Here is a 12,737-nt window from a genome sequence, read left to right as displayed (position 1 = left end):
CGGCACATATCCCGCCTGTCCAGACCGGCGTGACATTTCCATGTCATGGGCCCCCTGCGGTGATGCGGGGTCAGCTCTGTCCGGCTGCCACCATCACGCGGTCACGCCCGGCGCGTTTGGCGCTGTACAGCGCCTGATCGGCGCGGTGCAGCAGGTTGTCCAGGCTTTCACCGGCGCGCAGCGACGCGACACCGATGCTGGCGGTGATATGCACATCGACGCCGTCCAGACGCGTTTGCGCGCCGGCCAGGGCGATGCGCAGCCGTTCCGCCAACCCGACAGCCCCGGCAAGATCGGTTTCAGGCAGCAGCAGAACCAGCTCCTCACCGCCGAAGCGGGCCGCCAGGTCACTGGCCCGGCGCGATGCGGTCATCACACCGGCCGCCGTGCGCAGCACGGCATCGCCCATCCGGTGGCCATAGGTGTCATTCACCCGCTTGAAATGATCCAGATCGACCAGCAGTAACGTGACCGGCCGCCCATAGCGCTGCGCGCGGGCCTGTTCGGCCTGGGCCATTTCCAGAAAGCGCCGCCGGTTCAGAAGGCCGGTCAGCGGGTCGGTACTGGCAAGCACGTCAAGGCGGGCATTCGCGGCGACCAGATCGCGCGTCCGGGCCGCCACCTCCTGTTCCAGTTGCCGGCGCTGCCGGCGCAGCACCTGGGTACGGGCCTGCACGATGCCGCCGACAGCCAGCAGGGCCAGGATCGCGGCGCCGATGCGCGCCGACAAGGTTTCATACCAGAACGGTTCCACCGTAACCGGCAAGACCAGCTCGGCCACCGGCCCCTCCACGCCCGTCTGCAAGGCCTGCACCTGCAGCTCGTACTGTCCCGCCGGCAGGTTGGTATAGCCTGCACCCGGCGCACGGCTGGGACTGTCCAGCCAGCCATTGTCGAACCCGACAAGTCGATGGCGGTAGCGCAGGTCGCTGCCGGCACGGTAATCCAGCAGGGCGAATTCCAGTGCCAAGGTGCGCTGCAGCGCCGACAGGTGCAGTCCCTGGCCATGGGCCGGCAGGGCGCTGGCCGGCTGCTCTGCATGATTGATGGACAGGCCCGTCAAGTGCAGTTCCGGCATGGGAGGGCGCGCGGGCAACCCGTCAGTATCCAGGATGGCAAGCCCGCCCAGCCCACCCAGCAGCAGGCTGCCATCGGGACCGGCCATGGACGGGCGCAGAACGTAGTATTTCAGGGTGGCGCCGTCGCGTTCGCCCATCTGGGTGACACGGCCCGTGATCGGGTCCAGCATGCCCACACGGGACGGCGTCGTAAACCAGACGCGCCCCTTGGCGTCAATCGCGACCCCGTCGAGATTGTCGTGCGGCAGGCCGTTGCGCCGGCGCATGGCGCGGAAACGGGGCGTGCCGGCCAGATCCTCCACATCCGTCGCCACCAGACCACCGCCGGCGGTGGACAGCCACAGCCTTCCGTGCGTGTCCGCGGCAAGACCGGTGATGAAACCATGGCTAAGGCTGTCCGGATCGCCCGGAACAGGCTGGAAGCTGCGGAAAGATCCGGACCGGCCCAGCACGGACAGCCCGCCGCCCGTGCCCGCCAGTATCCGCCCGTCCGGCAGGCGCAGCAGGGCCCGCACATGATCGTTCAACAGGCTGGCCGGATCGCCCGGTATGTGCCGATAGGTGGTGCAGGCCCCCGTCGCCGGGGAATAGCGCATCAGCCCGTCATAGGAACCCAGCAGGATGTCGGGGCCATCCAGCAGCATGGTCATGATGATATGGCCATCGGCGCACGGCACGGCCGATGGCCGGATGTCGAATGTGACGGGGTCGATGGCGGCCACCCCGCGCCCGGCCGCCAGCACCGTGCCATCGGGCAGGCGCAGCAGCGCCTGTACATCGCGACCATTGTGCGGCGTGGGCAGGTGCAGGCGGTGGAGCTGCTGGCCGGGCAGGTCCAGCACGTCGATATTCCCGTCCGATTGCCCGACCCAGACGCGCCCGGGCCCATCAAACAGTGTGGACAGAACCTCGGCGCTGGTCAGGCTCAACGGCTTCAGCGGGGAAGAAGGGATGATGCGCACCCGGGCGGCGAACGGATCATGGCGTTCCAGCCCCTGATTGGTCGGCACCCAGATATTGCCGGCCCGATCCACCGCCGCCGCGCGCAGGCGGTCGCTGTTCAGGCTGGTCGCCAGTACGGGGTCGTGCCGTTCCTGCCGTACCCCGCCCGTGCGCGGATCCAGGATCAGCAGGCCGGCACCGTCCGTGGCGATCCACAGATCGCCACCCGGCACCTCCGTCACCCCGCGGATCGTACGACGCCCCGCCAATCCGTCGGGGCCGGTAAGGCGCGGCCACGCCCGGGGACGGCCGTCGGCAGGGTCCAGCCAGATGACGCCACTGTCGCCCGATCCGACCCACAGCCGGCCCGCACTGTCCCGCGTGATGGCCCAGATCTCTGACGCCAGCACAATTCCGGCCTCCCCGTCCGCCTGCACGCGGGTGAAGCGGGACTGGCCGGCCTTTCGGTGCAGCAGGCCGGAAACGCCACCCAGCCACAGATCGCCATTCTTGTCCTGGTGAACCGCGAACAGGCGGGGATTGACCGCACCGCCATCGTCCAGCGACACCTCCAGCCGGGTCAGGGTCGACGCAGACGCATCCCACCGGAACAGACCGCCATCGGCAGCGATCCAGGCGGCATCGCCACGCCCGTCCAGGGCCGGGGCGATGGCCAGAACCCGCCCCGGATCACCGTCGGGAGAGATGATGCGCCGGAAGCTGTTGCTGGCGGGATCATAGAGGACGACGCCCGCAGCCCCCGTGCCCAGCAGCATGGCGCCACCGGACAGGGGCAGCATGACGCGCACATAATTGTCGGGCAGGCTGCCGGGCTGTTCGGCATCGGCTTCCCAGACACGCAGCCGGTAGCCGTCAAACCGGGCCAGCCCGGCCTGGGTACCGATCCACAGCAGCCCTGCACTATCCTGGGCGACAGCGGTGATGACGTCGTGGGGAAGACCGTCTTCGGTCGTCAGTTCGGAAAAGGCCAGGGCGGGAAACGCTCCCCAGCCAATTTCGTCTGCCACGGCCGGGGCCGGCTGCACCCCGATGATCCCGGCCATGGCAGCCACACCCAGCATAAGCCGGGAGGCGACAGCAAGGCGCAAAAGGAACCGCAGCGGCATCGGCAACATCAAGATCAACTCGCAAGGCGGCTACTATGCCGTGTAGGTGTTGCCCGGCAAAGGGCTGTCACACACGCAAAGGTTCCCTTATCCGTCTGTATATATGCAGGCGCGTGTCAGATTGATGCCATAGCCAGCAGCACACCGGCCCCGATCAGCAGGGCCCCGGTCAAACGGTTCAGCCAGCGCCGCGCGACAGGGCCCGACAGGCGCAGTGCCAGCCCCTTGCCGCCCACCGCATAGGTCATGATCCAGCCGAATTCGATCACCAGCATGGTGACGACCAGGATGGTCAATTGCGGTGCCATGGGACGGTCGGGATCGATGAATTGCGGAAAGAAGGCCGCCATGAATACCAGGGCCTTGGGATTGGACAGCGTGATCAGCAGCCCCTGGCCCAGCAGGCCGAACTGTCCAAACCGGGCAGAACCGGTGTCGGCCGAAGCGTCGGCCATCGCGCTGTCCGGTTCCACCGGCGCACGCCAGGCCTGCACACCCAGCCAGGCCAGATAGGCCACGCCCACCCATTTGAAAATTATGAAGGCCAGCGGCGAGGCCTTCAGCAGGACGCCCACACCCAGCGCCGACAGGCCGGCCAGCAGCCCCAGCGACAGGCACATGCCCAACCCACCCCAGGCGGCCCCCGACAGCCCGTGACGCATCCCCATGGACAAGGCCGACAGCATGTTGGGACCGGGCGTGGCCGACAGGAAGAAGCAGGTGGTCAGGAAGATGGCCAGAGTCTGGTAGGAAATCATGGAAAGCCCGATCATTGCCCGACCAAGGGGGCGGCGGCCGGATTGCCCGCATTGATATGCAGCACCTGCTGCGGGAAGGGAATGGTGATCCCTTCCGCATCGAAACGCTTCTTCATGCGCCGGTTGAACTCACGCCCCACGATCCATTGCTGACCGGCACGGGTGCGGATACGCCCCTTGATCAGCACGGCGCTGTCCTGGAAAGCGTCCAAGCCGGCAATTTCCACCGGACCCAGCATGTTGCGGCCATAATCCGGTTCCGCCTGCATCCCCGCGCCCAACTCCTTCAGCACCTCCACAACCCGGTCCGTATCAACGCCGTAATCCACGGTCACGTTCAGCACGTAATAGCTGAATTCCTTGGTGCTGTTGGTGACCGTGGTAACGGAGCTGAAGGGGATGGTGTGGACGGCACCGTCATAGCCGCGCAGACGGATGGACCGGATCGACATCGCCTCCACCCCGCCCGACAGATCGGCAACGGTGACAACATCGCCAACGCTGATCGTATCCTCCATCAGGATGAACAGACCGGTGATGACATCCTTGACCAGAGTCTGGGCGCCGAAACCGACGGCCAGACCAATGACCCCGGCACCCGCCAGCAGCGGCGCGATATTCACCCCCATCTCCGACAGCACGATCAGCCCGACCAGGACGCCCAGCACGATGGTCATCGCATTGCGCAGGAGCGGCAGCAGTGTGCGCATGCGCCCACTGCGCTGCACGGCCAGACCATTCTCGTCCGTTGCTGTCAGATAGCGCTGGATGGCGCCATTGACCATTTCCCAGGTCAGCAGCGCCAGCAGCAGCACGATCAGGATGGTGACGGCAGACGCCCCGATACGCTGGCCCAGATCGCTGCCCAGCCAGGCCAGGGCATCCGCCCCCCAGGCCTGAAGCAGCAGCAGCACCGTGAACAGGGCCAGGGTCGCCTGCGCCAGCCGGCGCAGGAAGGGCAGATAGCGGTTGGTCCGTTCCTCCAGCCCCGGATAGGCCAGCCGCAGGTCATCCGGTACCGACAGGCCCCGTTCCACCAGCCGGTCCAGCCCCTCGGACAGCAGGCGCGATCCGATCAGGATGGCGCCCGTGACCAGCGTGGCCCGCAGCACGAAATCGAATCCGCCCGCGATCGACAGGGCCCAGATCAGATAGACGGCCCCGATATAAAGGATGGTCAGGATGTGCCAGACATCGGCCAACCGCTGGCGCACCATCCACAGGGCCACCTGCCGGCGGACAGGCGCTTCCGGCGAGGCAGCGGTGGGGTCATCCTCCGCCTCTCCGGCCAGCACGGCGCGCAGCGCCTCGTCCCGATCATTGGGTTCGGGCTGTGCGGCCCCGCGCATGACCTGGGCCACGGGCTTACGGTTCTGCAAGATCAGCACGATGATCATGGTGGTCACCACCAGCCCGACCAGTTTCAGCCAGGCCGCATGCGGCGTGGCCGGAAGGCCCAGCACCCGCATCGCCTCCCCGATGAAATAGCCATAGACGCCGATGACCGTAATGCGCCGGACCCAGATCAGCAGATAATGCGCTGTTTCGTTCCCCACCCGCGCCAGCCGCAGGTTGGGGGTGGAGGGCGACAGCAGCACATGGGCCGCCACCAGCACGCCCTGCACGATCAGGCTGGCATTCAGGATGGTGAGCGAAGCAAGCCGCACCACCTTGGGCGCGTCCGTGTTGGTCAGCAGCCCGAATCCAGCCAGGGCGAAGGCCGCCATGGGGATCAGGTCCAGCAGCAGCCGCGCCAACAGCAGCAGCAGCTTCGTTACCGCCCCCGCCGGTGGACGGCTTCCCAGCGCCGCACGCGGCCGGGCCAGCAGCCAGAACAGCAGGAAGCGGGCGGCGTAACCACCGCCGATGATGGCGGCCAGATGCAGGCCCAGTTCGGCCCAGGCATCGCGGCGCCCCGGATCGGACATCTGCTGTTGCAGCCAGCGCAGCGCATGCGGCGCGTCGATCACCGCCCTGCCCGCCGAGGCCAGCTGATGGCTGAATTCGTCGATCCGATCCGACAGGGTGGACAGGAGGCGGCTGCCCATGGCTTCCGGCTCATCCGCGGCCGCGACCTTCTGCTGCGCGGCCTGCATCGCCTTCAACTGCGCCAGGAACGCGTCGCGCCTGACCGGGTCCTCCAGCGTATCGATCAGGGCGGCCGTATCCGCGGCAGGCGCTGTCTGCGCCGGGGCTGCGGCTTCCTGCGCGGCGACAGGGCGCACGACCGACAGCGACAGTGCGATCAGCAGGCAGGACAGGATCAGCCGGATCATCTTGGTCCGCATTGGCGGGACAGACCTTCTTCCAAGGAATGGGAACCGGGGACGTGCCCCCAGAAAGCATGCAGGTTTCATCAACGCTCAAGTCCCAACATAGCAATCCTGGCGTGCCATTCCATGGGCCTTGGCAAAACCATTGCGACGGGCGTCCTGTCCGGTCACGATCCGCCGATGGTCGAGGCTGAGGTGGGTCATGGTGGATCGGGGATGGATGGTGGGGCTTCTGATGGTGCTGACGGCGGCGTCATCCGCCCTGGCCGCCCCGGCGGATCCCGACCCGGAAAAGGTTGTCGGCATGAGCATCCTGGACCTGCGCAAGGAGCTTCTGGGTCGTAAATGGCAACCGCGCCTCCTGCCCCATCCGTATCCTGAAACAGCCGACAATGACAGCGTCGCCGCCGACCTGCGCCGGGATGGCGTGGCGGAGGTACAATATTGCGGACTGACGGGGCTGGTGCCCTGTATCTTCAATTACCGCAAGGGTGCGCGCTGTCTGATGGTGCGGACGCGTGGGGAATATTTCCCCGTGGAAGATATATCCCCGCATGTGGAGGCGGTGGAGGAGCAACCCTGCGCGGATTGACACCGTTCCTTGCGGCATCCCCCCTCGCCCCCGGCCCCGCCCCGCGCTATGTAAGGGGCAAAGCAATCCAACCAAGCAACGGACAGATCCCATGTCTCCCGCCGACACGCCCGACAATCCGCCCAATGCCAAGCTGGTCGACAGTAAGCAGAAATGGGCTGCCGAAGGCCGCCTGATGACCGGGGCATCCGCCCCGCGCGCCAACCGCCTGCCCCCGGGCCAGCGGGAGGTGAAGAACTGGCCCGTACTGGATCTGGGCATCCAGCCGGAAGTGTCGCTGGACCAGTGGGAACTGACCATCGACGGGCTGGTGGCCCATCCCACCACCTGGGGCTGGGCCCAGTTCAAAAGCCAGCCGCCCTTCACCGACGTGTCCGACATCCATTGCGTCACGGCCTGGTCACGCTATGACAACCATTGGGAAGGGGTGTCGGCCAAACACATCCTGGATGTCGTGAAGCCGCTGCCGGAAGCCCAGCACATCGTCTTCCATTCCTATGATGGCTACACGACGAACGTGGCCCTGTCAGTGTTCGACGATGCCGATGTGCTGCTGGCCCATAGCTGGGAAGGCAAGCCGATCACGACCGAACATGGCGGGCCGGTGCGCGTCATCATCCCGAAATTCTATTTCTGGAAATCGGCCAAGTGGGTGAACCGCATCGAATTCGTGGCCGCGGATCAGCCCGGCTTCTGGGAAGAACGCGGTTACCATAACGAAGGCGACCCCTGGACCGAACAGCGCTATAGCTGAGGCGGGTAGCCGATTCGGCGCGTTGCCAGAACGGGCCGCCGGGCTTATATTTGGAAAGGTTGCCGGGGTGCTGCTAACACCCCGGCTTCCCCTTAGAACCGGATCATCAGGCGCAGGCTGATGCCGAAGCCTTTGAACACCAGTTCTATGGAACGGGGTTGCTTAGTTTCGGTAAGCATCCTTCTCGCTCCTGTGTGGCGGGGGGTGGCCAATCCGCCCCCTGTTACACCACGAGGAATAGAATAGGCGGAACGCTGATTCCTCTTGAAGGAACCTTTCAGCGTTTCGCCTATTTTTTTGCCCTCTCCCCATCTTGATCGCGCGGAAGTCGTCCCCTTGAAGAACCCCAAGAAAGAAGCCCCCTTCCCCACCAAGGAACAGGTCCTGGAATTCATCCGGGAAAGCCCGTACCCGGTGGGCAAGCGGGAGATTGCGCGCGCCTTCCATATCAGCGGCGACCATCGCGTCGCGCTGAAGGAACTGCTGCGCGATCTGGAAGGGGACGGGGCGATCGAAAAGGGCGGGCGCCGCCGTCTGGCCCCGCCGGCCAGCCTGCCGCCGGTGGGCGTAGTCATCGTCACCGGTGTGGATATGGATGGGGAGGTCATTGCCCGGCCCCTGAACTGGTCCGACCCGGACAGCGAGCCGCCACGCATCGTCATGAAGCCGGAACGGCGCGGCCATCCCACCCTGGGCGAGGGCGACCGGGTTCTGGCCCGGCTGGCCCGCATCCGCGACGATTTCTATGAAGGCCGCACCATCAAGAAGCTGGGCGGCGACCAGACCGCCCAGATGGTCGGCGTCTATGAGCTGGGCCCCGATGGCGGCCGCCTGCGCCCGGCCGACCGGCGGGCCAAGGCGGAATTCATCATCCTGCCGCAGAACACCATGGATGCCAGCCCCGGCGATCTGGTGGTGGCGGAGATATTGCCGTCTTCCCGCCATGGGCTGAAGCAGGCCCGTGTGGTGGAGGTGCTGGGCGGTATCGACCAGCCCAGGGCCATCAGCCTGATCGCCATCCACCAGCATGGCATCCCCGTGCATTTCCCCCCCGCCGCCATCGAACAGGCCGAAGCCGCGCAGGAACCCACCCTGGCCGGGCGCACCGACCTGCGCGACATCCCGCTGGTCACCATCGACGGGGCCGATGCCCGCGATTTCGACGATGCCGTGTTCGCGGAACCGGATGCGGACCCCAACAATCCCGGTGGCTGGCACCTGATCGTCGCCATCGCCGATGTGTCGGCCTATGTCACGCCGGGCAGCCCGCTGGACAAATCGGCGCTGGATCGGGGCAACAGCTGCTATTTCCCCGACCGCGTCGTGCCCATGCTGCCCGAGGCGCTGTCGAACGAGCTGTGCAGCCTGAAGCCCGGCGTCAACCGCGCCTGTCTGGCCGTGCATATGTGGATCGACGCGGCGGGCCGGCTGAAGCGCCACCGTTTCGTGCGCGGGCTGATGCGCTCGGCCGCGCGCCTGATCTATGAGCAGGTGCAGGAAGCCTTCGACGGTGCGCCAGACGAGATGACGGGCCCGCTGCTGGACCCCGTCATCCGTCCGTTGTACGGCGCCTATGAAGTGCTGGCCCATGCCCGGTCGCGGCGCGGCACGCTGGAACTGGACCTGCCCGAACGCAAGGTGGTGATCGGGGAGGATGGCAAGGTCGCGTCCATCGGCGTGCGCGCCCGTCTGGACAGCCATCGCCTGATTGAGGAATTCATGATCGCCGCCAATGTCGCGGCGGCCGAGGCGCTGGAGGCGCGCGACACGCCCCTGCTCTACCGCGTGCATGCCGAGCCGGCGCTGGACAAGCTGGAACCGCTGCGCGAGTTCCTGAAGAGCATGGGGTATAATCTGGCCAAGGGCACCGTGATGCGGCCCGCCGCCTTCACCAACATCCTGGACAAGGCCAAGGACACGCCCGAATCGGAACTGATCAGCACCGTCATCCTGCGCTCCCAGGCGCAGGCGGTGTACCAGCCCGACAATATCGGCCATTTCGGGCTGGCCCTGGAGCGCTATGCCCATTTCACCAGCCCCATCCGCCGCTATGCCGACCTGATCGTGCATCGCGCGCTGGTCCGCGCCTACCATCTGGGTGATGGCGGGCTGACGGACGAGGAGATGGGCCGGCTGGACAAGATCGGGGAGCAGATTTCCGGCACCGAACGCCGCGCCGCCGACGCGGAGCGCGACGCCCTGGACCGCTATGTCGCGGCCTATCTGGCCGATCGCGTGGGCGCCACCTTCAGCGGCAAGATCAGCGGCGTGTCGAATTTCGGCCTGTTCGTCAGCCTGGACGAAACGGGCGCGGACGGGATCGTGCCCGTCTCCACCCTGCCCGACGATTTCTATGACCATGACGAGGTGCATCATTGCCTGTTGGGCCGCCGTCACCGCCGGGTGTTCAGGCTGGGTGAGCGGGTGAAAATCCGTCTGATCGAGGCCGATGCCATTACCGGGTCCATGGTCTTCCGCCTGTTGAACCAGGATGGCAGCGAGATGCCGGGCGGTCGCGGATCGGGAACCGGGGCCAGTCGGCGCGGCCGGCCGGAACGCCGGCGGGAGCGGGAAGATGAGGCACCGCCGCCCAGCATCGACGCCCCCCGCCCGCCGCGCCGACGGCGATAGGAGGCGGGATCGTTCGGGTGCCCAACTAACCCATTGCACCAACCGACAGCCTTTACGTGTCCCGCGCCCTGCGGCACAGTGAAAGGGTGAGGGGCCGCGCCAGAGATGGCCCCCGCGGGCGGGGGAAATGCGCATGGTGTCACGGCTTCGGTCGATGCTGCTGATGATGGGCCTGCTGGCGGTGCCCGCCGCGCTGGCCGAACAGCAGACCTTGCCGCCGACACCCAACCTGACCACCGAACATCTGTTCTCCGTCGCCTTCCGCCCCATCACCGACAATGCGCTGAAGCCCGTGTCCATGCCGGCCCTTGTGGCCGACGGGCTGCGCCGCGTGGCCTCGGCCGACCGCTCGCTGGCCCTGATGGAGGTGGAGGGAACCTACATCCTGCAGCGTGACGGGGTGGAACTGGCCCGCATCGCACTGCCCACCGACAGCGTGCCCGAACGCTGGGCCCAGGTGACGGCAGAGATGTTGCGGGCCATCACGGCCGCCGCCCCCGCCATCGCCGCCAGGAATCGCGAACAGGTCTGGCGCGACATGTTTGACGGCATGATGGTGGACCTGGACCCCTATTCCCGCTACGCCGAGCCGAATCGCGCGCAGAATGAGCGCACGCAGCGCGAAGGATATGATGGAATCGGCGTCGGCATCCGCGAGCGCGACGGGCATTTCGAAGTGGCCGACCTGGTACCCGATGGTCCCGCCGCCGCGGCCGGGGTGAAGGCTGGCGATCGAATCTTTGAAGTGGCGGGAATCCGCGCCACCGGCTTGCCTTATGAGAAGCTGTCGGCGCTGATCCAGGGGCCGGAGGGCAGCTGGGTGGAAATGCGGCTGGGCACCAGCGAGCCGCAGGCGCGAATCGTCTCCGTACGCCGCCGTCATCTGGTGCCCAATTCGGTCCAGTCCGCTTTTGCCGACGGCATCGTCACCCTGAAGATCGAGCGGTTCAACAACGCCACCCAGGACAATGTCCGTCAGGCCATCCAGCGCTATCTGGACAAGGGGCCGGTGCGCGGCGCCGTCCTGGACCTGCGCGGCAATCCCGGCGGGGTCATGGTCCAGGCCGTGGGCGTGGTGAACCTTTTCGTGCCGCAGGGCCGCATCATCACCACACGCGGCCGCAATCCCAGCTCTGTCCAGTGGTTCGAGGCGCAGAAGCCGGCGACCGCTTTCCCCGATCTGCCGCTGGTGGTGATGATCGATGGTCAGACGGCCTCTTCCGGAGAGATCGTGGCGGCCGCGCTGCAGGATGCCGGTCGCGCCCTGCTGGTCGGCACCTCTTCCTATGGCAAGGGCAGCGTCCAGCATGTGACGCAACTGCCCAACGGGGCGGAGCTGTTCATCACCTGGAGTCGCATCTATGCGCCCAGCGGATACAGTTTCGACGGCCAGGGCGTGCAGCCCAGCCTGTGCACGGGCAAGCCCGGCAGCAATGTCACCGGTCTGCTGGCCGAGGCTGTGCGCGCCGACAGCGGGCAGCAGACAGCGCTGGCCCGCTATCGCATGACCGCGCCGGATGACGCGGATTCGCTGGCGCAACTGCGCGCCATCTGTCCCGCAAAGGCCGCCGACCCGGCCCAGGCGACGGCCAATACCGAAAAGCTGGCCCGCGCCCTGCTGGACGATCCCGTGCTGTATCGGCAAGCCCTCGCTTCCCGTCACATCAACGTTGCGGAGAGGTAGGGTCTTTATCCTTGACAGACGGGGGCGGATGCGTAGATTCCGCCGCTGTGCCGACGGGGGGGACCTCTTCCGTCGGGGGTGAGTTTTATGGATCGGCCGCGCGTCCTTGCGGTGGCCGCAAGTTAGACGCAGGTAGGATTTATCATGGCTAAGCAGAACACCGTGCTGATCAAGTTGGTGAGCACCGCCGACACGGGTTATTTCTACGTCAAGAAGAAGAACCCCCGTAAGACGACCGAGAAGCTGGAATTCAACAAGTATGATCCGGTTGCTCGCAAGCACGTCGCCTTCAAGGAATCCAAGATGAAGTGATCTCCCGTCCGGGATGATCCTCTCTGGTTCCGCCCCCATCCGGGGTGGATTGAAGCAAAGAAAAACCCCGCCGGTTCCGACCGGCGGGGTTTTTCTTGTGTCTTGGCCGTTAGGGGCACACAGGAGGCCGGGCGGGGACCATACAGGCCGCCGCCGCCCGGTGGCCTGGTTCCTATTCGGCCATGAGCTGCTGACGGGCGACGTCCAGCATGGAGTCCATTTCCTTCGCTACCCGATGTTCGGAGATGCCAAGGCCGCGCGTGGCGAAATCACCCAGAATCTTGCGGACAATGTCCTTGTGGCCCGGCTCTTCGAAATCGGCAGAGACGACCTGTTTGGCATAGGCGGCCGCATCTTCACCGGAGAGCCCCAGCTGCTCCGCGGCCCACAGGCCGATCAGCTTGGCGCGACGGGCATTAATCCTGAACAGCAGTTCCTCGTCATGCTTGAACTTGTTCTCGAATGCCTGTTCGCGTTCGTCGAACGTGGTCATTTCTTATCCTCTGCAAGCGGGGCTTATTCACTCTTGGGGCAGCAACTATATACCCGCTATGTGACATCCGCCATCACCCGGCGCAATCCCAT

Annotated in this window: 9 protein-coding genes; 5 read left to right on the top strand and 4 right to left on the bottom strand. The window is 66.1% G+C overall.

Going from position 1 to position 12,737, the window contains the following annotated elements; genetic code table 11:
• Window positions 1-70: 70 nt before the first annotated feature.
• The 3 genes from ACODTW_RS06745 to ACODTW_RS06735 all read right to left on the bottom strand — a co-directional run bounded on the left by ACODTW_RS06745 (window position 71) and on the right by ACODTW_RS06735 (window position 6,194).
• Window positions 71-3,085 (bottom strand): ligand-binding sensor domain-containing diguanylate cyclase, encoded by a 3,015-nt coding sequence (locus ACODTW_RS06745; RefSeq protein ID WP_488945189.1) that lies wholly within the window; start codon window positions 3,083-3,085, stop codon window positions 71-73.
• Between the two features lie 179 nt (window positions 3,086-3,264).
• Window positions 3,265-3,906 (bottom strand): LysE family translocator, encoded by a 642-nt coding sequence (locus ACODTW_RS06740; protein WP_488945188.1) that lies wholly within the window; start codon window positions 3,904-3,906, stop codon window positions 3,265-3,267.
• 11 nt (window positions 3,907-3,917) lie between these two features.
• On the bottom strand, window positions 3,918-6,194 hold the full coding sequence (locus ACODTW_RS06735) for a mechanosensitive ion channel domain-containing protein (RefSeq protein ID WP_488945187.1): 2,277 nt from the start codon (window positions 6,192-6,194) through the stop codon (window positions 3,918-3,920).
• Window positions 6,195-6,399: 205 nt separating this feature from the next.
• Between ACODTW_RS06735 and ACODTW_RS06730 the strand changes: the two genes are divergently transcribed.
• The 5 genes from ACODTW_RS06730 to rpmG all read left to right on the top strand — a co-directional run bounded on the left by ACODTW_RS06730 (window position 6,400) and on the right by rpmG (window position 12,152).
• A complete protein-coding gene (locus ACODTW_RS06730) occupies window positions 6,400-6,771 on the top strand; it encodes a hypothetical protein (RefSeq protein ID WP_488945186.1) in 372 nt (123 codons plus the stop codon).
• 91 nt (window positions 6,772-6,862) lie between these two features.
• Window positions 6,863-7,525 carry a sulfite oxidase-like oxidoreductase gene (locus tag ACODTW_RS06725; RefSeq protein ID WP_488945185.1) on the top strand — a complete coding sequence of 221 codons (663 nt, stop codon included), beginning with the start codon at window positions 6,863-6,865 and terminating at the stop codon, window positions 7,523-7,525.
• Between the two features lie 336 nt (window positions 7,526-7,861).
• A complete protein-coding gene (rnr, locus tag ACODTW_RS06720; protein ID WP_488945184.1) occupies window positions 7,862-10,156 on the top strand; it encodes a ribonuclease R in 2,295 nt (764 codons plus the stop codon).
• A gap of 133 nt (window positions 10,157-10,289) precedes the next feature.
• Complete coding sequence (locus ACODTW_RS06715; protein WP_488945183.1) at window positions 10,290-11,840, top strand: S41 family peptidase; 1,551 nt, start codon at window positions 10,290-10,292, stop codon at window positions 11,838-11,840.
• Between the two features lie 144 nt (window positions 11,841-11,984).
• Window positions 11,985-12,152, top strand: a complete 168-nt coding sequence (gene rpmG / locus ACODTW_RS06710; RefSeq protein WP_029012212.1) for a 50S ribosomal protein L33 — start codon at window positions 11,985-11,987, stop codon at window positions 12,150-12,152.
• Window positions 12,153-12,324: 172 nt separating this feature from the next.
• Here rpmG and ACODTW_RS06705 read toward each other — a convergent pair whose 3' ends face one another.
• Window positions 12,325-12,645: a DUF1476 domain-containing protein gene (locus tag ACODTW_RS06705; protein WP_488945182.1), complete on the bottom strand. Its 321-nt coding sequence runs from the start codon at window positions 12,643-12,645 to the stop codon at window positions 12,325-12,327.
• Between the last annotated feature and the right edge of the window lie 92 nt (window positions 12,646-12,737).

The organism is Niveispirillum sp. FG148, from assembly GCF_057809655.1.
Note: the sequence above shows the minus strand (reverse complement) of the source record. Positions and strands in the feature narration are given on the sequence as shown.